The organism is Mesorhizobium ciceri biovar biserrulae WSM1271 (genome assembly GCF_000185905.1).
GTDB lineage: Bacteria > Pseudomonadota > Alphaproteobacteria > Rhizobiales > Rhizobiaceae > Mesorhizobium > Mesorhizobium ciceri.
The window spans coordinates 2893943-2916775 of record NC_014923.1 but is presented as its reverse complement, the minus strand read 5'-3'; the positions used below and the strand labels follow the sequence as shown (position 1 = coordinate 2916775).

18 protein-coding genes are annotated in these 22833 nt (G+C 61.1%); 14 read left to right on the top strand and 4 right to left on the bottom strand.

Annotation, left to right across the window (positions count from 1 at the left end; genetic code table 11):
- The first annotated feature begins 4 nt into the window (after nucleotides 1–4).
- The gene (locus MESCI_RS14045; protein WP_064993987.1) at nucleotides 5–1174 is read left to right on the top strand and encodes a DUF1972 domain-containing protein; all 1170 of its coding nucleotides are present in this window, start codon (nucleotides 5–7) and stop codon (nucleotides 1172–1174) included.
- Nucleotides 1171–2433 (top strand): glycoside hydrolase family 5 protein, encoded by a 1263-nt coding sequence (locus tag MESCI_RS14040; protein ID WP_013530606.1) that lies wholly within the window; start codon nucleotides 1171–1173, stop codon nucleotides 2431–2433. Before MESCI_RS14045 ends, MESCI_RS14040 begins: the two co-directional genes overlap by 4 nt.
- Here MESCI_RS14040 and MESCI_RS14035 read toward each other — a convergent pair.
- Both MESCI_RS14035 and MESCI_RS14030 read right to left on the bottom strand, forming a co-directional pair.
- Entirely contained in the window at nucleotides 2396–3742 is a 1347-nt protein-coding gene (locus tag MESCI_RS14035; RefSeq protein ID WP_013530605.1) for a VpsF family polysaccharide biosynthesis protein, read from the bottom strand. The genes MESCI_RS14040 and MESCI_RS14035 overlap by 38 nt on opposite strands.
- A 1-nt stretch (nucleotide 3743) precedes the next feature.
- Nucleotides 3744–5846 (bottom strand): GumC family protein, encoded by a 2103-nt coding sequence (locus MESCI_RS14030; protein WP_013530604.1) that lies wholly within the window; start codon nucleotides 5844–5846, stop codon nucleotides 3744–3746.
- 249 nt (nucleotides 5847–6095) lie between these two features.
- Between MESCI_RS14030 and MESCI_RS14025 the strand changes: the two genes are divergently transcribed.
- From MESCI_RS14025 to MESCI_RS14010, 4 genes are all read left to right on the top strand, one after another.
- Nucleotides 6096–7592 carry a glucosamine inositolphosphorylceramide transferase family protein gene (locus tag MESCI_RS14025; RefSeq protein ID WP_013530603.1) on the top strand — a complete coding sequence of 499 codons (1497 nt, stop codon included), beginning with the start codon at nucleotides 6096–6098 and terminating at the stop codon, nucleotides 7590–7592.
- 118 nt (nucleotides 7593–7710) lie between these two features.
- Entirely contained in the window at nucleotides 7711–8901 is a 1191-nt protein-coding gene (locus MESCI_RS14020; protein WP_013530602.1) for an FAD-dependent oxidoreductase, read from the top strand.
- A gap of 426 nt (nucleotides 8902–9327) precedes the next feature.
- Nucleotides 9328–10359 carry a hydroxyacid dehydrogenase gene (locus MESCI_RS14015; RefSeq protein ID WP_013530601.1) on the top strand — a complete coding sequence of 344 codons (1032 nt, stop codon included), beginning with the start codon at nucleotides 9328–9330 and terminating at the stop codon, nucleotides 10357–10359.
- A 109-nt stretch (nucleotides 10360–10468) separates the two neighbouring features.
- Nucleotides 10469–10588 (top strand): hypothetical protein, encoded by a 120-nt coding sequence (locus tag MESCI_RS14010; protein ID WP_013530600.1) that lies wholly within the window; start codon nucleotides 10469–10471, stop codon nucleotides 10586–10588.
- A 283-nt stretch (nucleotides 10589–10871) separates the two neighbouring features.
- On the opposite strand, the gene MESCI_RS14005 is transcribed toward MESCI_RS14010, so the two are convergent.
- Complete coding sequence (locus MESCI_RS14005) at nucleotides 10872–11135, bottom strand: hypothetical protein (protein WP_013530598.1); 264 nt, start codon at nucleotides 11133–11135, stop codon at nucleotides 10872–10874.
- Between the two features lie 497 nt (nucleotides 11136–11632).
- Here MESCI_RS14005 and MESCI_RS14000 point away from each other — a divergent pair, with 497 nt between their 5' ends.
- On the top strand, nucleotides 11633–12394 hold the full coding sequence (locus tag MESCI_RS14000; RefSeq protein WP_013530597.1) for a Crp/Fnr family transcriptional regulator: 762 nt from the start codon (nucleotides 11633–11635) through the stop codon (nucleotides 12392–12394).
- Here MESCI_RS14000 and MESCI_RS13995 read toward each other — a convergent pair whose 3' ends face one another.
- Nucleotides 12395–12700, bottom strand: a complete 306-nt coding sequence (locus tag MESCI_RS13995) for a hypothetical protein (protein WP_013530596.1) — start codon at nucleotides 12698–12700, stop codon at nucleotides 12395–12397.
- A 228-nt stretch (nucleotides 12701–12928) separates the two neighbouring features.
- Between MESCI_RS13995 and MESCI_RS13990 the strand changes: the two genes are divergently transcribed.
- The 7 genes from MESCI_RS13990 (at nucleotide 12929) to MESCI_RS13960 (ending at nucleotide 22832) form a co-directional block, all read left to right on the top strand.
- On the top strand, nucleotides 12929–13675 hold the full coding sequence (locus MESCI_RS13990; RefSeq protein ID WP_013530595.1) for a helix-turn-helix domain-containing protein: 747 nt from the start codon (nucleotides 12929–12931) through the stop codon (nucleotides 13673–13675).
- Between the two features lie 162 nt (nucleotides 13676–13837).
- Nucleotides 13838–14131 (top strand): hypothetical protein, encoded by a 294-nt coding sequence (locus MESCI_RS13985; protein WP_013530594.1) that lies wholly within the window; start codon nucleotides 13838–13840, stop codon nucleotides 14129–14131.
- A gap of 217 nt (nucleotides 14132–14348) precedes the next feature.
- Nucleotides 14349–16319, top strand: coding sequence for an acyltransferase family protein (locus MESCI_RS13980; protein WP_013530593.1), 1971 nt, complete (start codon nucleotides 14349–14351; stop codon nucleotides 16317–16319).
- A gap of 62 nt (nucleotides 16320–16381) precedes the next feature.
- Nucleotides 16382–16930 (top strand): very short patch repair endonuclease, encoded by a 549-nt coding sequence (locus MESCI_RS13975; RefSeq protein ID WP_338048527.1) that lies wholly within the window; start codon nucleotides 16382–16384, stop codon nucleotides 16928–16930.
- A gap of 70 nt (nucleotides 16931–17000) precedes the next feature.
- Complete coding sequence (locus tag MESCI_RS13970; RefSeq protein WP_164919898.1) at nucleotides 17001–18110, top strand: DNA cytosine methyltransferase; 1110 nt, start codon at nucleotides 17001–17003, stop codon at nucleotides 18108–18110.
- Nucleotides 18107–21088, top strand: coding sequence for an ATP-binding protein (locus tag MESCI_RS13965; RefSeq protein WP_013530591.1), 2982 nt, complete (start codon nucleotides 18107–18109; stop codon nucleotides 21086–21088). Before MESCI_RS13970 ends, MESCI_RS13965 begins: the two co-directional genes overlap by 4 nt.
- A complete protein-coding gene (locus MESCI_RS13960; RefSeq protein WP_013530590.1) occupies nucleotides 21078–22832 on the top strand; it encodes a response regulator receiver domain in 1755 nt (584 codons plus the stop codon). Before MESCI_RS13965 ends, MESCI_RS13960 begins: the two co-directional genes overlap by 11 nt.
- Nucleotide 22833 lies beyond the last annotated feature (1 nt).

The window sequence follows — 22833 nt, the reverse complement described above, 5'->3', positions numbered from 1 at the left end:
GGCCATGAAACCAGAAAAGCCCGCCATTCTAATCCTGGGGACCCGCGGCATACCCGCGGCCCATGGCGGCTTTGAAACCTTTGCCGAAAAACTGGCGCTGTTTCTTGTCGGGCGCGGCTGGAAGGTCGGCGTCTATTGCCAGGATGAGGTCGAGCGGATCGACCAGCGGGTGCGCAGCGAAACCTGGCGCGGCATCGAGCTCATTCACATCCAGGTCGCCTCCAAGGGACCGCGCGCGACCCTGGAATTCGACTGGCAATGCGCCCGCGATGCTGCCAGACGACAGGGCGTTTGCCTGGTGCTCGGCTACAATGGCGCGGTCTTCCTGACCTGGCTCAGGCTGAAGCGGCGCAAGATCTTCACCAACATGGACGGCATCGAGTGGCGTCGCCCCAAATGGGGGATGGCGGCGCGAACCTGGTTCTGGCTCAACGAATGGATCGGCGCTTGGGCCTCGCACCGGCTGGTCGCCGATCACCCCGCCATCGCCGATCACCTGGCGACGCGCCGGCCGCGCAGCGCCATCGCCACCATCGCCTATGGCGCCGATCCGGTGGCATCAGCGCCCGAGGCGCCGGTCCGGGCGCTCGGCCTCGAGCCCGGGCGTTATCTCATCTCGATCGCGCGCATCGAACCCGACAACAACATCCTGCCGATTGTCGAAGCCTTTTGCTCCACCAAGCGCGACATGAAGCTGGTGGTGCTGGGAACGCTGTCCGACGACATCCCCTACCATGCCGCCATCCGCAAGGCGGCGAACGGTTCGGTGGTGCTGCCGGGCGCCATTTACGACCAGGCAACGGTGAAGGCCCTGCGCTTCCACGCCCGCGCCTATCTGCACGGCCACACGGTGGGCGGGACCAACCCGTCGCTGGTCGAGGCGCTGGCGGCCGGCAACATGGTGATCGCGCATGACAATCCCTACAACAGGTGGACCGCAGGGGCTGCGGCGATCTACTTCACCGACAAGAACAGTTGCGCCGAGCGGATGCAGCAGGCGCTGGATGATGATGCCCTGGTCAAGGCCTGCGGCGTTGCCGCGAGGGCGCGGGCCCGCGAAGCCTTTCGCTGGGACGATGTCCTGCTCGCCTATGAAAACGAGGCCTATCATCTGCTCGGCATGACCGCCGCCAAGACCACTGCGATGGATCACGCATCGCCAGGAACCGTATGATAGGCTGGTCGCGCCGGCGGGTGCTGCGGACCGCGCTGTCCACTGCAGCGGCTCTCGGCTCGCTCCCGGTCGCACCAATCGCTCGCGCCGCCGCCGGGACGCGGTTTCGGCGCGGCGTCAACGCCTGGCCCTGGTTCTCGCTGACGCGTGAATTTCCCGCACCCCGCACCGACTACGGCTGGCCGCCCTTCCAGTCGCAACGGCCGGTGCCGACCCCAGACGACCTGCGTCGGTTGCGCGAGACCGGGCTCGATTTCATCCGCTTGCCCGTCGATCCCGGCCCTTTCCTGGCCGCCGACGCCAAGACGCGCAGTCAGTTGCTGGACATGCTGGACGCCGCCGTCACCGCCACCCTCGACGCCGATCTTGGCATCATCGTCAACATCCAGGCCAACGCTGCCACCCATTACTGGAACCCCGACCGCATGGTCTCCAGCACCGCCGCACCCGCTTTCGATCTCTATCGCGGGCTGGTCGGCGAGCTTGCCGGCAGGCTGGCGCGGTTCCAGCCCGGCAGGGTGGCGCTCGAGCCGGTCAACGAACCGGCGCAGGCCTGCGCGTCGAACGTCTGGTTGCAAATCCAGCTCGCGCTTCTGACCGCGGCAAGGGCATCGGCAGCGACCCTGCCGTTGGTCGTCACCGGAGGCTGCGGCTCGATGGTGAGCGGACTGACCGCGCTCGATCCGGGCCCGCTGTCGCCCTTCGAGCCGATCCTGTTCACCTTCCACTTCTATGAGCCCTATCTGTTCAGCCATCAGGGCGCGCCCTGGATGCGCGAGCCGGTCTATCGGTCGCTCAACAATGTGCCGTGGCCGGCATCCGCCGGCTCGCTGCAACAGACGCTGGCATCGGTCAGGGCGCGCATGGCGCAGGACACCGAAACCCCTGAAGACGCCAAGCAAGCAGCCTATGCCGAGACCGAGCGTGTGCTGAAAGTCTATTTCGACGCCCAGCCCGACCGCTGGTTTGTCGACAAATATCTTCGCCAGGTCCGCGATTGGGCCGATGGCCATAGCCTTGCGCCGGAACGCATCATCATGGGCGAGTTCGGCGCGCTGCGCACCGACGCCCGCTATGTCGCCGCGCCCAATCCGGATCGCGGGCGCTACATCGCCGATGTGAGGCGGAGCGCCGAGGAACTCGGCTTCGCCTGGGCACTGTGGGATCTCTTCGATGGCATGGGCATGATGGACGACACCACCCGGGCGCTGGACCCCGATATCATCGCGGCGCTTGGCCTGACCATGCCGGCGGACTGACCGGCCTGAACGCTGCCCGCGCCGGCCGATAGAGCACCAATGCCAGCACCACGAACTTGGTCAGCAGCGTCGTCTTCGACGCGACGCTTTCCGAAGTGTTGATCAGGATGACCCAGCCCAGCATCGGCAGCCAGATGCCGGGATGGCAGCGGCGCGCCACCTCGAACAGGAACAGCACGAAGCCGAACGTCAGCAAAAGCGTGAAGAAGGCGCCCTGATAAAGGACCGTGCGGATGATCGGGTTCTCGATGCCCTGTTCGAGACCGTTGATGCGGCGCAGGCTGTCGATCAGGTCGACATCCGGCCCCACGATCAGATCGCGCAATTCCAGGTGCTTGAAGAGCTCGAACATCTCGACCCGGGCATTGGCGCTGCCGCTGTCCGACACGAAGCGCTCCAGCAGCGCGTCGAAAAAGCCCAGATATGCCGCCACGATGATGACGACCGGCAGCAGGGCGGCGAGCATGAAGCCGAGTGCCGCACCCAGGAGATTGACGCGGCCCTGGCGCAATTTGGTGATGCCCTGAAAAAGCAGGTAGCAGCCGCCGAGCACCACCGTCGTCACCATCGCCGTGCGGCCGCCGAAGGCGACGAGTGCCGCGCATTGCAAGCCGATCAACCCTATCCGCACAGGCATCGACAGGGATCTGGCACCGGAGAGCAGCGCAAGCACATAGATCGACGTCACCATGGCATTGGCAAGCGGATGCCCCTGCAGCGCGCTCGAGCGCAGATCGGTGGTAAACGCCACGCCGTCGAGGCGATAGGGGAAGATAAGCGTCTTGGTGGCGAACTCGAAAAGGGCAAGCAAGGCATTCGCCGTCATGACCACGTGGACGACGGTCTGCAGTCCGGCGAAGGTCCGTTCGTCGTCCTCGCTGAGCATCAGCACGAGAAGTGCCGCAGCCACGAACGTATCGATCATGCCGGCCATACCTGGCCGCTGCCTGGCGATGACGACAACCAGAAGCACGATCGATATGGCGGCCATCAGCGCGCTGGCCGGCCGCCTGTCGGCGAGATGGACGATATGGCCGACCGGATTGCCTGATGCGCAGGAGCGCCAGGCAAGCAGCAGGACGATGAGATAGGTGGACGGGTGGATCTTGGTCGCCGGGTTGCCGAACAGGCCATCATAATTGTAGCCGACCAGCCACAGCATGCCCCCCGAGATGCTGAACAGCACCGCCACCGCCGCGATCAGTCCGAAGCGCGTCAGCGCATCGACCGAGGTGCCGGAGATGGGCGTGCCGGCGCGGGGTGCGGCAGCACCATGGTTCGAAGCGCTTGCGCTCCAACTGGCCGCCATATCAGGCGGCCTCGTCGACCAGCAAGGCGGCTGTCGGCAGGCGCCCCATCACGGAGACCGCCTGCGAAGTCGTCGTGACGTCGCGCATCGGGGTAGCGTTCAGCGTGGCGACGAGCACGATCTCGTCGGCCATGGCGACCAGCGGCGAGGCATTGAGATTGTCGGCCAGCGCGCCACCGTCGATGACGACGAGCTCGAAGCTCCGGCTGGCCCGCGCCAGCATCTGCTGCGCAAAATAGATGCCATGCGCTTCCTGGAAGACCGCCTTTGAGCGGCCCCTGCCCAGCACGGCAACGTTGCTGCCGGCGGCGTAATGGCTAACGGCCTCGAACGCGTACTCGCCGCGCAGAACATCGAGGATCCCCGGCTGCGGATCCTTCTGGCCGCCGCCGCCAGCATTGGCATCGATGAACAGCACACGGCTGCCCCTGGATGCCGCGGCATTGGCCAGCAGCCGCGCCACCCGGCTACGCTGCGCGCCCTCGCCCGGCGACGATGTCACCAAGATGGAAGGCACCAGCGGCCAGTCCGCCGGACGCTGGCCCGAACTGAACATGCGCCTCAGCGCAAGGCCGACGACGGCATCGGTCTTCTGGCTGGAGGCGGCGGCGCGCGCCCCGCCGAAAGGCCACCAGCGCCGGCCTGTGTCCGACTTTGCCGGCACCACGCCCAGCACCGGCGCGTCGATGGCCGACTGCATCTGGGCGCTGGAAAGCACCGTCGGCGAGGAATATTCGGCGATCAGCGCCAGACCGGTGCCGAGCCCAAGGCCGCCGAATATCGCGCCCAGCAACAGCAGCGGCAGAGGCGGCCAGCTCTTCTTCAAGGCGGGCATGGCGTTGGAGATGATGCGCGCATTGGTGCTGTCGACATTGATCTGCTCGCGCGTCTCCTGGGCGCGCTGGAGATAGTTCGAGTAGACGGAACGCAGCGCCTCGAGGTCGCGCTGCAATTCGCGCAGCCGCACCGAGGCCTGATCGGTGTCGAGCGACTTGCTCTTCATGCCGGCGACCTTGGCTTCCAGCGCCTGCTGGTTGGCCAGCGCCCGTTCGTAGTCGGTCTCGGTGGCGGTGGCGATGCGGCCAAGTTCGCGCGCGATCAGCTGGCGCGAGTCGCGCAATTGCTGCTGGGCTGCGATCAGCGAGGGATGACGCGGCCCCAACTCCGTGCCGAGCTGCGAGACCTGGTCGACCAACGTCGCCTCCTGCGCCCGCAGGCTCGAGATCACCGCCGAGCGCATTGCTTCCGAAGTTGCGTCCGGCGTGCCGCTCTGCCGGCGCATCTGATCGACCTGCGCCTTCAGCGCCGCGGTGCGGCTCTGCGCCGCCGCAAGCTGCGTGTTGATCTCGGTCAGTTCCTGGTCGCTGACCAGATTGCCTGCCGCCATCACCATGTTGTTGGCGGACTTGTAGGCTTCGACGGCGTTTTCGGCTTGCTGGACGCGCTTGCGCTGCTCGTCCAGCCGCGCGGTGATCGACTCGGAAGCGTCCTTGGCCATTTTCGCGCGCGCGCTCGCCTGGTCGACCAGGTAGGCCTGCGCGATGGCGTTGGCCAGGAGGGCGGCCTTGTCGGCGCTCTTGGCGGTGACGATGACGTCGAGGACCAGGACCTTGTCGGCCCGCTTCACCGCCAGGCGCCGGCGCAGCGCGTCGAGTGTCTGCACCGACCTGTCGCCTTCGGCTGATGCCGAACCGAGCAGGCGCGACAGCAAGCCCTGCCCATTGAATTCCGGATCCTGCGTCAGGTTTGTCGCCGCGATCGCCCGCATCAGCACGCCTGTCGACTGGACCACGCTGACCTGGCTCTCGACCTGCGTGATGCCGCCATCGGGTGAGATACGGCTGGGATTGACGTCGTTGGTGACCACCTGCAGGTCCTGCGGATCGATCAGGATTTCCGCCGCCGAGCTGTAGAGCGCCGGTGTGAATAGGCCGTAGAGCAGGGCGACCAGCGTCAGCAGTGCGACGGTGCCGAAGATCCAGAACCGGCGGCGCACCAGGATGCGCTTCAGATCGCCCAGTTCGACAGTGGAGGCTGCATATGATCCCGCGCGTGCCGGATCCGGGGAGTGTTGCTGAGGAACCATGGGCAGGGATGATTGCATGGCTGCCTCCGACAATACTCCATATGCCGGCAAGATCAGTTTGCGGCGCTAACCTAGCTATTCCTCCAACTGTTAAAACATTGTTAATTATGTTGAGAGGTGACGTGAATTTTGGCACGCGGTTTGCTTAAAAATATACATATCGAGGTGTTGGCTACGCAGCGAGCGGAGACGAATGCAGATGGGGTTACAATTTGACCGGACCGGCCTGGCCGGCAAGGCCGGGCACCGCCTTTTCGGACCTCCAACATGCAGATAAGCCTCCGCCTGGACGGCGACTGCGTCCGCGCCTTTCACGTCACGCTGCTGGAGCGCCTCGCCGCGCTCGAAGACGTCGAACTGTCCGTCGATGTCAGGCCGGCGGGCGGTGGCATTCCGCGCAGCGCCGCGGCCCTGTTTCAACTCGAAACGGCGATCCACGGACTGTCCCACGATGGACTGGCCAAGCGTGTGCCGCTTTCGGCGCTCGCGCCCTACCGGCAGTCCCCCGCTTCGCCTGACCTGGTCATCGACCTCTGCGGCGATGTCAGGCTGGAAAGCACACGGATCTGGCGCGTCACCTATGACGGCGCCAGTGGCGAAGCGGCCTTGCTGGCCCTGATCCTCGCAGGTCGCACGCCGCTTGCCCGCATCGAGGAGAACGGCGTTGCGATCGCCGCCGGGCGTCTGGGCACCGAATATGGCGGCATCGCGCTGGCGTCCTTCCAGGATATGCTGGCGCGCACAGCAAGCCTGATCATAGCTGCCATGTCAGGCGCGGCAAAGTCCGTGCCTGACCTGCCCGAACCGGCGCAGGTGGGCGGCCCGCCGCCAATGCCCTCGGCGGGCAAGCTTGGGGTCAGGGCCGGCAAGGCGCTGGCGCGGCGGATCATCCAGAAGATCTATCACCTTTGCTACAACGCGCCGCACTGGAAGGTCGGCTGGCGGCAAACCGGGAGCCGCGATCTGTTCGAGCTGCGCGCGCATCCGGCGTCGGGTTGGCAAGAGTTGCCGGACGACGGCAGCCGCTTCTACGCCGATCCGTTCCCCATCCTCTACCAGGGCCAGCTGACCCTGTTCGTCGAGGACTATATCCATCGGCTCGGCAAAGCCATCATCTCCGCCGTTCCCTTCGGCCCGGCAGGCCCGCTCGGAAGGCCTGAACCGGTGTTGGAGCTGCCCTACCATCTCTCCTACCCCTTCGTCTTCGAGCGCGACGGCGAGGTCTGGATGGTGCCGGAAAGCTGCGCCAACGGCACGGTCGATCTCTACCGGGCCACAGCTTTTCCCGGCGGATGGGTCAAGGAGGCGACGCTTCTGTCCGGTGTCGTCGCCAGCGACGCCACGCTTGTCGAGCATGGCGGCGCCTGGTGGCTGTTCGCCACCGTCCGCGACGGCGGCGGCGCCTTCTCCGACGCGCTGCATCTGTGGTCGGCGCCGGATTTTCGCGGCCCCTGGACGCCGCACCCCAAAAATCCCGTGCTGATCGATATCGCCTCGGCGCGGCCGGCCGGCCGCATGGTCAGGCGCGGCAACGACCTGCTGCGCCCGGTCCAGGACTGCCGCAGGAGCTATGGCGCGGCGCTTGGCATCGCACGCATTTCTCACCTTGATTTGATCGGCATGGAGCAGGTCGTTGAAACCATCTTAAATCCAGGTGCGCTATGGAGTGGGCGTAAACTTCACACGCTCAACGAGGCTGGCGGCTTTGAGTTCATCGATGGCTCGGCGATCGCACCGCGCTGGAAGCAGCGGGCCCGCGATTAACCTAAACATTGGTTACTACCAAGCACGCGCGCCGGTTGCTTGCGGTTGATTTAGGTCCGGAAGATATTTTCTACCGGAGATTGTGAAACGCGCCGTTGCCATCAGAAAGAGCAGCAAAATGAGTATCTCAGAGGCTGGCCCGGCCCAAGTCGATGTGGCGATCGTCGGTGCCGGAATGGCCGGCACGACCTTGGCAATTCTGTTGGGACGAGCCGGCCGCAAGGTGGCGCTGATCGATCCGCACCGCGTCCACCACGAGGAATTCCGGGCCGAGAAGATCGGCATGGACCAGATGCTGCTGTTCGAAAAGCTCGGCCTCGATGCGACACTCAAGCGTCTCGTCACCTCCACGACCGACACGCATGTCTTTCGCCTCGGCCAGTTCTTCGCGCATGAGAAGAAGGCTGAATTCACATTCTCCTATGGCGCGCTGATCAATGGCCTGCGCGACGCCTTGCCTGCGCAAGTGCCGCTGACGGTCGGCAAGGTAACCGAAGTCTCGACTGGACCGGACCGGCAGCGGCTTGTGCTGGCCGACGGCACCGTCATCGATGCCCGCCTGCTGGTGGTGGCAACCGGTCACGGCGAGGCGGTGCGGCGCGCCGTCGGCGTCGAGCGTATCGAGCAATCGAAGGCGCATTCACTGTCGATGGGATTCGACCTCGCCATCTCGCCCAGCGATTTCGGTCATCAGTCCGTCACCTGCTACAGCAGGCGGGCCGCCGACCGTATCGCCTACATCAGCATCTTTCCCCTCGGCGACAAGATGCGGGCGAACATGTTCCTCTATCGCAATGTGGCCGAGCCGTGGACGCGGGCGTTCCGCCAGGAGCCGCAAAAGATGCTCTGCGAATTGATGCCCGAAATAGCCGTGCGATGCGGCAACTTCGAAGTCGCGAGTCCTGTCGAGGTCAGGCAGATCAGTCTGAGCACGACGCAAGGCCATCGCCGCGACGGGGTCATCTTCATCGGCGATGCTTTCTGTACCACGTGTCCGACGCCGGGCGTCGGCATCGGCCGCGTGATGACCGATGTCGATCAGCTCCATTCGGTTCACATTCCACGCTGGCTCGAAACTCCAGGCATGGCGGCTGACAAGATCAACGCCTTCTATGACGACCCGGTCAAGGTGGCTGCCGATGAGGATGGCATGCGGGTCAGTTACTATGCCAAGTCGATTACCGCCGACACCGGACTGGAATGGCGCGTGCGGCGCCTGCGCAACAACACCGCGCGCCAGCTGATGATCATCGGCCGTAAGGTCCGGCATCTGGGACAACGGCGGGCACCCGTGGCCAATATGCGATAGGGCGCGACCAGTCGCGCCCTATCGATTGCCGCTATTGATTGCCCTTGTCAGGCGAATGCGTCAGACGCCAATCAATCACTGACGGCCGGCGGAGGTGTCGATGGGGCAGTCTGGGCCGTGACACCCGAAAGCCTGTCGCGCTTCTGCAAGGTTGGTTTCTCGTATTTCTTCACTGTAAAGTGCCCTCCAAATTGATACGGCGCCAGCAGAACCAATTCCCTGCCCCGTGTCAATTGTGCCATTACTGGTTCTTACGTCGTATCCACGCCATCGCGGTCAAACGATTCTTCACTGTTGCATTGCCGGCACATATCGGCTCCGACAGGTCACCTCATCCCAGCGCCAATCGCGCGCTCCTCGGCCGCGCGATGTTGTAAATCGTTTCATCCAAGGTATTTTGGCCATTGGGGAACAGAGGGAATAGTCATGTCCAACAGCGCCTTGCCGCTGGTCATCAGTGCGCCTGAACCACGCACGCTCGACCTGATCTTCACAGCCCGGCAGCTGGCGCGGCTCAAGGCGCACTATCGCATCGTCGAGACGACCGCTGACGGCGTCGCGAAACTGCCGGCCGACATGCTGGCCGAGGTGCGTTATATCATCGGCCAGCCGCCCATATCGCCCGAAACGCTCGACCGGATGAAGGCGCTGCGCTGCGTCTTCAATGTCGAGACCAACCTCATCAACAACATGCCCTACGAGACGTTGTTCGCGCGCGGCATCCATGTCGTCACCACCGGCCTGGTGTTCGCCGAGCCGGTCGCGGAGCTTGGCCTTGCGATGGCACTCAATCTCGCCCGCGGCATCGTCGATGCCGACCTCGCCTTCCGCCAGGGACAGGAACTGTGGGGCGGCGACGGCAACCAGACGGCGCGGCTCTTGTCTGGCGCCGATGTCGGCATCATCGGTTTCGGCGATCTCGGCCGGGCGCTCAACCGGCTGCTGTCGGGTTTCCGCACCCGCACCAAAGTCTTCGATCCGTGGCTGCCGCCATCGATCCTCATCGACAATGGCGTCGAGCCGGCCTCCCTCGACGAGGTGCTGTCGACCAGCGACTTCATCTTCGTCGTTGCCTCGGTGACCAGCGAGAACCAGGGTTTTCTCGGTGCCGACGCCTTTGCCGGCATGCGCAAGGGCGCTGCCTTCATCCTGCTCAGCCGCGCCGGCGTGGTGGACTTCCCGGCGCTGATGGCGGCGGTTAAGAGCGGCCACATCGTCGCCGCCAGCGACGTTTTTCCCGAAGAACCGCTGGCGCGGGACCATCCGGTGCGCGCCCTGCCCGGCTTCCTGCGCTCGGCTCACCGCGCCGGCGCGCTCGACATCGCCTTCAAGCGCATGGGCGATATGGTGCTGGAGGACATGGACCTGATCGACCGCGACCTGCCGCCGCTGCGCTCCAAACGCGCCGAGCGCGAGACGGTTTCGCGCATGCGTTCCAAGCCGGCCGACAGGAATTGAGGCGTGGATTTTCGTTCGGGTTGGCCGGCCCTCGACCAGGTCCGCTTGACAGGAGCGCGGCCGGCGATGACGCTGCCGCAATCGAACTTTGCGGAGGGAGGCCGTGACCATGAAGAAGATCTATGAAAAGCCGATGCTGCTCAAACGGCAGAAACTCTCCGCCGTGACGGCGCAGCAAGCCACTTCAGGAGTGACCGGTCCGATCGGCCCGACAGGCCCGGCAGGCTGACGCCTCGCGGTGTTCGATGAAGGTAGCATTGGACGCGCCCGCGGGTCGGCGGCGAGACGGCAGTCGCTCAAGGCGCAGCATCAGTGTTTATGGCTGCTCTTCGCTCTGCGGGCAACCGCTTCCATAAAAGAGCGGGCGGCAGCGTCACAGGCTGTTCTGGACGGTCCATTCGCGGACAGCACGACCTCCGCGGCCTTCCGCGACATGCCGTATTTCCGGGCGAAGACCGCAGCGTCGTAAGGTTCGTTTTCGGCCGGTGCCGCGGACGTGATCCTGGCCTTGGTCATTGGCGGGTCCGCCTGAAACTCTCAAGCAACTCGCCTTCATTGCGGCAGCCATTCTGGAACAGCGAAAACACCGTGGCTGCCAGAAGCTGCACGTCCGACTCCCCCGACATGCGATCAAATTTGCGCTCCAGGCAGACCCGATCGAAGACGCGCTGGCACAGTTGCAGATCGGAAGGATGGAGACCGGGATTGCGCTTACGAAGGCTCGACATAAGAAGCCCCTTTCGGAGCAGCGGCCACTTTTGATGCATGTCGTCCAAAAGTGACCTCGGCTTTGGGAGAACGACATGCATAAACAAAGACCCTAAAGCGCATCGCATAAATCCGATCAAACGCGATGCGCTTTAGACGCTGTGGGTCAAAAAATGAAATCGGGCTGAGCAAGAGTCAACATCGGCCTCATCACAGTAAGTATCGTACAATTCTCCCCCCGGTCCTCCCCCTTCTTCGAATGGTCCCCAGGCCCAGCGCGACATGGCGCTTTTCATTGGCCAGCGGATTTTATCGGCGTGATCCGGCGCTCTCATGAAATATGTCGGTTTTGTACCAAATGGCGTTTGGTACGTTTCCGACACTAACATTCAGGCCGATCTTTTCATATGCGAACAGGCGTTGGGGGGCGCCGTGCTTCGAATTTCATATCGCATTAATATCTTTCTGCGTTCAGAGCCCCTATACATAGGCCATCGTCCTCACGTTTTTACGGGCACGGACGGCTGGGAGATTGGATGGCTCTTGCCCTGCATTGGGCCACGCCATGTCTGATCCCAACAAAAACTCTGATCCCGACAAAAAACCCTATCCCGACGGGAACCATCCGTACCGAAACCAACTGCTGCGGCGCATGCCTGCGGATGATCTGGCGTTGCTCGAGCCGCACATGCAGCGCTGCGATTTGCCATTGCGCATGATGCTGGTGACCCCGAATGTTCCGATCGAGGCCGTCTACTTCATCGAACAGGGCATTGGTTCGGTGGTCGCCAGCACGGCAAGCGGCCAAGAGGCCGAAGTGGGCTTCATCGGCTTCGAAGGCATGACGGGATACTCCCTGGTGATGGGCGACGACCGTGCGCCGCATGCCTGTTTTGTCCAACTCGAAGGCGAAGCGATCCGCATCGAAGCCGGCGCTTTCAAGGCAGCTTTGGAGGCAAGTACGACCTTGCGCATGTTCCTGCTGCGCTTCGTCAACGCACTACAAACCCAGGCCGGCTGCACCGCGCTCGTCAACGCGCGGCTGAAGCTCGAGGAGCGGCTGGCGCGATGGCTGCTCATGTGCGACGACCGGGTGCCCGGCGAACATCTCGCCATCACCCACGAATTCCTGGCCATCATGCTTGGTGTCAGGCGGCCAGGCGTCACCGTCGCGCTTCAATTGCTCGAAGGCCGCACGTTGATTCGCTCGAGACGGGGCGAGATCGTCATTCGCGACCGCGCCGGGCTGCTGGAACTCGCCAATGGCAGTTACGGCGAAGCCGAGGCCGAATATGCAAGGCTGATCGGCGAGATCGGCGCGGCCTGATCAGGAGCGGCTGCTGCCGGCATCCGGCTTGCCCGATGTCGCTTTGCCGGGCGGTGCCGCACCGCCTTCTATGGGCCCATCCCTGCCGATCGGCCCATCCCTGCCGATCGGCCCATCCTTGCTGATCGGCAAGCCGGCATGCTCCAGGCTTGCAAGCTTGCACTTCGTCTGCTCGGCCGCCGCTCCGACAAGGCAATCAATGGTGAACATGGCACCGGCGTGATCGCTTGACGCGACCGCCTGGCGGATCTTCGTCAATTGCGCCTGCGTGTAGTCCAGAAGCTCGACCAGGCCGGTATGATCCAAACCGCCCTCCATTACAGGATGTCGAGAGGCCGATCCGAGGTCGCTCTTGCCACCGAAATACGCCCATTTACGCGGCTTGCATAGCCGGACTGTCAGAATCGTACAGCCTACGCTCTACGGGATCGTTGCCTATTGGCCAAAGGTCCATCTTCGCGCCAGCGCCACGGCATGCAAGTGTATATAAGCTATCGCTTGAATGCTGGTCCGTACGTCTGTCGGGGAGATGTCGTGCCAATTCGCGAGAATCTCGCCGCCAATCTCAGGCGGCTGGTCCAGCGCCACGCTTCCGTCAGCGCGGTGTGCCGTGAGCTTGGCATCAATCGCACCCAGTTCGAGCGCTATCTGCAAGGCAAGGCGGTGCCCAACAAAACCACCGCCAGGCTGATCTGCGATTATTTCAAGATCGACGAAAACGAGCTGTATCGCGAGCCGGCTGTTCCCGCAGCCAACGGCGACGGCAACGCATCGCTGCGCGAGGCACTGTACGAAAACATGGTGCGGCCGCCGTCGCCCGCCATCGCCGGCGGCACTTATTTCACCTATTTTTCGGTTCCCGGCCGCCCCGACCTTCTGATGCGCTCGGTCACCTTCCTGCGACGTGAGGCCGAGCTGGTCACCTTCAGGCGGGTGACGCGGTGGGCCCCGGGCGATGGCCAGGGTGGCGCCAGAATGCCCGGCAACCACTACGGCGTAGCGATCTCGCGCCTGAACTGGATCTATTTCACAGGCATCAACCGCCGCCAGACAAGCGAGCCCTCGATCATGACCGTACAGTGGGCTCCCATCTCCGAACCGGTTCTGGTCGGCAGGGCGATCGTCCTCACAGGATCGGGGCCGGCCTTTGTGCCGGTCATCATGCGGCAGGACGTCACCAGGGTCAGCATGAAGCGGGCGCTGCAGATGGCCCATATCGTCAGCCTCGACGACCCCAGCGTCGATCGACTGGTGGTCAGTCTCGCACGAGAGACCCGATAAACTCGCCTCCTACGGGAAAAATCGGGGAAAGTTTCAAGTTTTTCGGCTATATTTTTCCTCGTTTCGGCTTTTCTGCGCAAAAAATGCCGGAACTTTCACCCAAACCTGTCGTTTTCCAATGGATCGTTGCTTCGACGATCCCAAAACAACAGGAGAGTACCCATGAACATCAAGATGATCTGCTTGGGCGCCATGGCACTTTCGATGGTCGGCGGCGCGGCGTTTGCCAAAACGTCGGCTCTCGACGATCCAGCCAAGATGCAGCCCTTCTACACCGATAGCAGCATGAAGACGATGGTCAGCAACGACGACTTCGTGAAAGCCTGGAAGGCCCTTACGCCGGACGACCAGACCGCGATGATGAAGGCCTGCGAGGACGAGGCGAAGGACGCCACTGCGGCCAACAGCCATCCCGAATTCTGCAGCAGCGTGAAAGCGAACGGCGGCAGCAAGTAGCAGTCCAGCAACCCGAATGAGAAACAGCCCCGCGCGGGGCTGTTTTGCGTCTGCCGCAGGTGTGCAGACAAGCCAGCCACGCAAGGATCGGGCCCGGCCGGCACCCGGCCCATCTCCCCATTTCTGCCATGTTGCACTGCGATAAATTTGTTGCATTGCGATATCGGCCTGCACCGCCGACATTGCACAGGGGCTGGGCTTGCACGAGGGAGCCGTCGTGGCAGCATCGTTCCGGCCGGACATACAAGGATTGCGCGCGCTCGCCGTCGGCGGCGTCGTCGCCTACCATTTCGGCCTCACCGCGCTCCCCGGCGGCTTTGCCGGCGTCGACATCTTCTTCGTCATCTCGGGCTGGCTGATATCGACCCACCTCATGCAGGAGATCGGCGAGACCGGCCGGCTCGACCTCTGGCGCTTCTATGCCAGGCGCGCGCGGCGGCTCCTGCCGGCAGCTTTGTTCGTCATCCTGGTCACGCTGGCCGCCGGCTACTTCATCCTGGCGCCACAGGAGCAGGCGCTCTATTCGCGCGGCGCCATGTTTGCCTCCGCCTATGCCATCAATCTGTGGCTGCTGCGCTGGTCGTTCGACTATTTCGCCGCCGACGCCACCAGCAATCCCTTCATCCACTTCTGGTCGCTGTCGGTGGAGGAGCAGTTCTATCTCGCCTGGCCGGCGCTGCTTCTGCTGGCCGCCTGGCTGCGGCCGGGCCGGCGAACGGCCGCAGCCATGATCGGCGTGGTCGGCCTCGCCTCCTTCGCCGCCTGCCTGTGGCTGACCAGCGCGGCGCCGGCCTGGGCCTTCTATTTCTCGCCGCTGCGCGCCTGGGAGTTCGCTGCCGGCGGCCTGGCGACGCTGGTCCCCATGGCTTTGCTGCAGCACCGCATCTGGCTGCGGCCAGCCCTTGGCTGGCTCGGCCTGGCGCTGATTGCGACGGCCTATCGCCTGTTGAGCGAGGACCTGCCCTTCCCCGGCTGGTACGCACTGCTGCCGGTTGCCGGCACCGTGCTGGTGCTGCTGAGCGGCGGCTGCGGGGAACAGACCAACGGGCGGACCGACCGGCACGTCCTTGGCCCGGCCACCGCTTTGTCGCTGCCGCTCTTGCAATGGATCGGCACGCTCTCCTATTCGCTCTATCTCTGGCACTGGCCGGTCATCGTCTACGCCGGGATGCTGACGCCCGATCTTACGGTGCCGCAGCGGCTGGGCTGCGGCGTGCTGGCGCTGGCGCTGTCGGTGCTCACCTATCACCTCATCGAGAACCCGGCACGACGCGGCGCCTGGCTGACGGTGGGCGCTCGCGCGCTCGCACCCGCGCTGGCGCTGACCGGTGCCGGCGTGGCGGTCGCCTACGCCAATGCGCATCTGGCCACGCGCAACATCGGTCCCGAGCAGCGCGGCATCGAGCAGGCGGCCGAAAGACCTTCCATCGCGCGGGCCGTCGACAAGAACTGCCTGGCCGACTTCCAAACGGTGACGCCGAAACCCTGCACATTCGGCCCGGCCGATGCCACCCGCACCATCGTGCTGTTTGGCGATTCGCACGCCGACCACTGGTCGACGCCGCTGATCGAAGCAGCCAGGCGCAACCACACCAAGGTGGTCACCTACCTCAAATCATCGTGCCGCGCCTCGCGGCTCTCCACCTTCAACACGGTGCTGAAGCGCGACTACACCGAATGCGACGCCTGGCGCGAGCAGGCCATATCGGAGATCATCCGCCGCAAGCCGCGCCTGGTGGTGATCTCCGAATTTTCCATCGGCAATCTGACCCGCGATCTGCCCGCCGCCGAACGCACCGCCGAAGTAGCGCGCTGGCAGGCCGGCCTGCGCTCGACCTTGCAGGCCTTCAGCCGGGCCGGTGTCGAGACGGCAGTCATCCGCGACACGCCGATCAACGCCAGCTTCGCCGGCTCCTGCGTGGCGCGCACCCTGTGGTGGCGCGAGGCACCCTCGCCGCACTGCGACACGCCAAGGGCCGAAGCCGCCAACGACAGCACCGCCGCCACCGAGCGCGCCGTGGTGACCAGCGTGCCCGACACCCGCTACATCGACCTCACCAACCAATTCTGCGGCCCGACCACCTGCCACGTCGTCATATCAGGCCAGCTGGCGTTTCGTGACAGGCACCATCTGGCGACGGGCTTTGCCGAGACGCTGGCGGGGCCGCTGGAGAGGGCGCTGTTTTAGAGGGTGTTGAGTCCTCCCTCCCTAGGGGAAGAAAACTTGGCCTTGGCAAGCTACATTTGCTCGTGGCACAAAGGCGGCCTTGTGAATGGCAGTCGAGGAGCACATTGAGCGCGTTAAGTAGTTCTTCTCGATCGTTGATGATGTCAAAGGTACGGTCGCGAGATACCGTCCCCGAAATCAGAGTGCGAAAGCTTGCCCATGAATTAGGATTTCGCTTTCGAGTTCATCGTCGCGATCTTCCCGGCACCCCCGATCTAGTATTTCCCCGCTACAAGATTGCGATCTTTGTTCACGGCTGTTTTTGGCATCGTCATCCAGGCTGCGACCGAACGTCGACACCGTCCACAAATATCGATTTCTGGCTTGCCAAATTCGAGCGGAACCAATTGCGCGATGCCCAAGCGATTACATCTTTGGAAAGTATGGGGTGGCAAGTTCATGTGATTTGGGAATGTGACACGCGCACCGAAAGTCGACTCCGGGATATTCTGTCCGCGGTTTTGGCCACCGGCGCGATTTTGACGTCAAAGAAATCGAACCTTCACAGGAATGCCAGTTCACGTCCGGAACGGCTCTCGAAAGAAGTCGCTTGCAACTCAAAAGAATGCTAAGATTGATTTGGAGCGGCTACGTGAGCCCACTTGTGAAGACCGCCCGTGAACACAGTTACGGAGCGGCAGATTGTTGAACTGCATTGATTTGTTTGCGGGAGCTGGTGGATTCTCTCTCGCAGCGCGCAACGCAGGACTAACTATCAAACTTGCTGTTGAGCATAACAAGAGTGCAGCCTCGACGTACCGAAAGAATTTCGCTGCCCTTGAGCCGAAGCTTGTCCTCCGAGATGAAGATATCCGTACACTGTCGCCTGTGAAACTGGCCCGAGAAATATTCGGCCGCAACCCCTCATGTGACCTACTGTTAGGTGGCCCGCCCTGCCAAGGTTTTTCGACACATAGACTGAACGACGCCGGCGTCACTGATGACCGGAATGACCTCATTCATATCTATTTTGACTTCGTACGCGCATTCTCGCCGAGGGTTTTCCTGATGGAGAATGTGCCTGGCATGTTGTGGCCGCGACATAAAGCGGCTTTGGACCGCTTCTATTCCAAAGGAAATGAATCCGGCTACGAGGTCTTCGAACCCGTGGTGTTAGACGCTCGCGACTATGGGATAGCACAGCGCCGAAAGCGTGTTTTCATTCTCGGGCTACGCAGAGGTGAAGAACTAGGCAAAATAGCCTGGCCTCCGAAGCAGACGCACGGGAGTGAGGTGCTCCGTCGGACCGAACCCTATCTCAAGTCCTGGATCGGATGCCAGTCAGCTTTCCTCCCAGCAAATGCAGGCGACCCTAATGACATTCACATGAGGCACGGTCCGGAATTGCTAGAGGCGTTTGAAAACACGCCGGCCAACGGTGGGAGTCGTCATGTTTCGGGGCGCACTCTCAATTGCCACGCTGACCATGACGGCCACAATGATGTCTATGGTCGCATCGACCCGAGCAAGCCGGCTCCGACGATGACAACGGCTTGCATTAATCCGTCAAAGGGTCGCTTTGTGCATCCGACCCTCCATCATGGTATAACCGTCCGGCAGGCGGCACGAATACAGACCTTTCCCGATAACTTTGTGTTCGAAGGCGGGTTGATGGCAGCTGGCGAACAAGTCGGAAACGCAGTTCCCGTAGCATTTGCCCAGCTGCTCATTGAGCACCTCAAGCCACTTCTCGGCGCTCGGAAGGAGAGCACTGAGGCTCGTAAAGCTGCGCGTCAGCGAGAGCCTGCGTGATCTCCAACCTAGCCTTTCAGACCAAAGCTCGGACGGTTGATCACCTCGGGCGTGAGCAGATAGCGGATTGCCCTACCGCAATATCCGAGATCTGGAAAAATGCATTCGACGCCTATGCCAAGAATGTAGCTCTCGATATCTACGATGGGAACGAGCCGACCGCCGTTATTAGCGACGACGGGCATGGGATGAACAGGCGTGAATTCGAAGAACGATGGCTTGTCGTCGGAACAGAGTCCAAAGCAACCGTCGATCATACGCCATTCCTGGATCGCAACGGCCTCCGACTACGAGCAAGACAGGGTCAGAAAGGCATCGGCCGCCTTTCGTGTGCTAACCTTGGGCCAGTCCTGCTTCTAGTATCGAAGCGCAGATCACAACCCTTCGTTGCGGCATTGCTAGACTGGCGCCTTTTTGAAAATCCATTCATTAATCTTGGCGACGTTTACATTCCAGTAACAGAGTTCGAGAAGAAGGAAGAGCTTCTCAGCATACTGCCCGAGCTTGGTCAGGGTCTGGCACAAAATGTTACTGGGGGTGAAGACGACCTTCGTAAGGCTCGGCTGACCGCGGCATGGCGAGCCTATGATCAGCTCTACGAGACTGAGCATGCGACCGGAGTCACGAACAGGCTCGGGCCTCCGTCTGAAGAAATCCTTTCCACGATCACAAGTATTTCCTTTGGCGAAAGACATCTTGCCCAATGGCCAGTTTGGTCAGGGGATTCTGATCACGGCACCGCTTTGATGGTCGCGCGCATTAACTATGACTTGCGCGTCGAACTGGACGAAACGGTAGCCGACTCATCAGCCAGAGCTGCGCGCGAACGTTTCTTCGAAACGCTGTCGAGTTTCGTTGATCCCTTTCTAGATCCTACCGAAAGAGGGTCGGCGGCGAGCCAACTCGAATTCTCCTACTTTGTTCGCGCATGGGACGGCCCCACTCCTCGGCTTATAGTGGGCTCGGAAAAGCAGTTTGATCGCCGTCTTCTCGACGGGATGGAACATCAGCTCGTTGGCACCGTCGATTCCGGAGGAGTCTTTACTGGCAGGGTAAAAGCGTTCGGCAAATGGGTAACAGAACCGTGCGTCATCGACCCCCCGAAGGATCTTGCAATTCCGCGTCGTGCCGACACCGAGGTCGGCCCCTTCGAGCTCTATATTGCGTCGATGGAATTCCAGGCCAGCAACACGACCCTGCCTCGGATGGAGTTCCAGCGATTTCAGGAATTGGCTGAGCGTTACTCAGGCTTCATGATGTTTCGAGACGGCCTAAGAGTGCTTCCCTATGGCCGAACCGACAATGATTTTTTCGAGATCGAATCAAGGCGCAGCAAAAATGCCGGGCGTGAGTTTTGGAACCATCGACAGATGTTTGGTCGGCTTGCGATCCGGCGCGACGCCAATTCCAACCTAAAGGACAAAGCGGGACGTGAAGGGCTCCTCGACAATCGAGCAGCCAAGACCTTGAAGGTTCTTGTTTCAAATATCCTCCGTCTATCAGCGCGGCGATACTTCGGCTCCGATTCCGATATTCGCGAGGAGGTGCTTCCACAGATTAAAGCTTCCAACAAAGCCGAGAAGGCGAGCGAAGCGAGAAATAAACTGCGCCAGCGTCAACGAAGAGAATTCCGCACAAAGCTTCAAACGGCCTCAACCGAACTACCTCGCTTCAACAAAGAGGTGGAAGCCTTCGCACAGAGCCTGTCGATCCGCAGTGAGAATGAAATTGGGGCTGCGCAGCAGCAGCTTGAAATTTTCCGTGAGAAAACCTCCGATCTGCGCCTGCCAGGCGCACCCAAGTCACTTGGGCCGCTGGAGGAAACATATTCCGCCTACCGCGACAATATGCGCACTACCACCGCCTTGTTGACTGCAATTGCAACGGATCTGGATGAGCAGATCGAACGGATTAGTCCAGCACAACCGCGCGTCCTACTGGAGCGGCAGATCGCACGGAACGCGGCTCAGATCCACCACCGAATCCAGCAATGGAAACGCTCGATCGACGCATTGCAACGAGGCGAGTTCGAGCGAATCCGGGAGCTGATAAATTACCGCAACAAACACTTCCACAATGAAGCATCCCCCCTGCTCGCCAGATTTGACAGAGGCGAGTTGACGTATTCGGCGACATCGAAGCTTTTGGATAAAATGAAGGAGGACACTGACCTCGAGAATTCCGAGATTTTTGGCCCCTATGTTGGTGCGCTTGAAAGTCTGAAGGAAAGCATAGACCTCCAACATCTCGCGTCATTTGGAATGGAGGAACTAAGTGATCTTCGCGTCGAACTTGAACGACTTAATAGCCTAGCTCAGCTCGGGATCGCCGTAGAGATCGTGGGACATGAGTTGCAGGCATATGATGATATCATTGGCTCAGCCCTCCGCAGGCTTCCTGACGAAGTTCGCAACAGCAAAGCCGTACAAGACATTGAATTCGGCTATGACGGCCTTACAGACCAGCTAAGATTTCTGTCGCCTTTGAGGCTGGCAGGGCAGCGCATTCAACGCTGGATCACTGGCGCCGAGATCGGCGATTATCTTTCGGAATTCTTCAAACTCAATCTTGCCAAGAATAAGATAACTCTAGACGTCAGCGCCAAATTCCGATCTCTTCGGATCTACGATCAACAATCACGACTCTACCCGGTCTTCATCAACCTCTTGAATAACAGCATCTACTGGGTGGGAACGGCGTCAGAGGGGGAGCGTCGCATATTGATCGATGTTATTGGTGACGAGGTTGTCATTTCCGACAGTGGTCCTGGGGTGGACCCCGAGGACGTCGGAAGCCTTTTCAGCCTTTTCTTTACGAAGAAAGCGCGGGGCGGCCGGGGCGTCGGTTTATATCTCGCCAGGGCCAATCTGGCGGCCGGAGGTCACAGGATTCGATACGAGCCAGCTGTGGCTGAGATGCCTCTTAAGGGAGCAAATTTTCTCATTTCATTTAGGGGGGTTGAGTTCGATGGCCGGTGAGCACTATTCGGCCTTCGTGGAAGAGGCTTTCGTAAAGCCGATCCGTTCGGTTTTGATTGTAGATGACGATTACCCAACGTTCGACGAAATGCTCGACGCCGAGATTGCCAGGAACGGGCAGAAAGAACAGCAGAAGGCCAAAGACTGGTACAAGGACCCGGCTCGCATCAAGAAAGTCATCGCCAGCTTCAGGACCCCTGGACGCGCTCTCCTTGTCGACATCCATGACGGCACCAACGTATCTTCAGGCGCTGAAGTCAAAATCGCAGCCCATCTACACCAATCAGACCTCCTTGTTCTCGACTATCAGCTTGACAAGGCGAAGCCTGGCGACGGATCGCTTGCCATTGAGATCATCCGCAGCCTTATGTGCAATGATCATTTTAACCTTGTTGTAGTCCACACGAGCGAAGAGTTAGATACAGTATTCCGAGAGACGTTGCTCTCGCTTATGTCGCCGCTCGCCGAGCGTCTTGGTCCTGTAGAACTTGAGCAGGCTCAGACACTGCTGCTCGAAGGCGAAGATGAATTGGAAGGATTCATCGAGCGCCTTACCCGGAGTATTAGCGTCGATCAGTATGTCCATGCACGACGCTTTCGCGACAGCTACCTCCGAACTATGGGAAAATCGCAACAGCCGTACTCGGCGTTCAGAGAGGAATGCGGCAAGCTGAAATGGGAATCCGACGACCGGAAGCTTATTCTGAAATACCTCCTGGAGCAGGCCGAGCTGGACCTCCAGTCGCGCTTCAATCCAGGCCCGGATTCGCAGATTGTTTGGGATGATGGCAGCAGCAAATATATCAAGACTAATTCTGTGTTCATCGCCTTCTCACAAAAAGGTAACGACGACGATCTGCTTTCGGAATTGTTGTCCGCGTTAAACGCCTGGAAGCCTCGGCCGTCTAGGCTATTTCTTGCAAAGCTACGTGCCGAGATGGATGAATACGGCGTCATGGCGCAGAGTGCGGTGCTCGACAACCAGCATGCTCTTGCACATTGGTACCGACGCCTCCTGGCCTCCGAAGGCCCTAATCGCCGATGGCTTATCGCCGAAAGCGTCGCTAGGCATTCCGAGCAGCTTATGAATGGCATTCTCCCTCGGGTTGAGAATTTTGCTGCCAGACTGATCGACGCGGAGGCAAAGACAGATCTTCCAGAAGTGCTAAGCAAAGAGCACTTTGGTGTTGACTTGATGAACCCCCAGGAGAGATTGAAGGCTGATTACGAGCACAATGCCTTTGTGAGCAGCAAACCCCCTGAAGGCTGGCACTTGACTACAGGACATGTATTCGTCGTCGGTCAAGATTATTGGGTGTGTGTGTCTCCAGCGTGCGACACAGTCCCAACCCAGCTGTCAGCCACCCAGATAGCGCTTTTTGGAGAACGATTGCCATTTATGGCAGTCAAACTGAACCCTGTCGCTGATGGCAAGCCCCTCAAAGACGTTCAGTCAAATCGTTATGTCTTTCTTCGCATCGCCGGTTCAGTGAAGTGCTTCTGTTTCAATGATCCTGTAAGCGACACTTCAGCACCCACCTGGCATACGCTATACGCCGAAAAAAAGGGCATGCTCACAAAGACTTTCAGCTTCAAGGTGCTCGTCACTGAGAGGGGTTCAAAAGGACTGCTACAACGGAAGCGGGACGCGCAAGTCGTTTGTCAGTTACGATACGAGTATGCACTAAATCTTGTCCAACGCCTCGGTGGGTCATTGACGCGCATTGGCCTGGATTTCGTCTAGC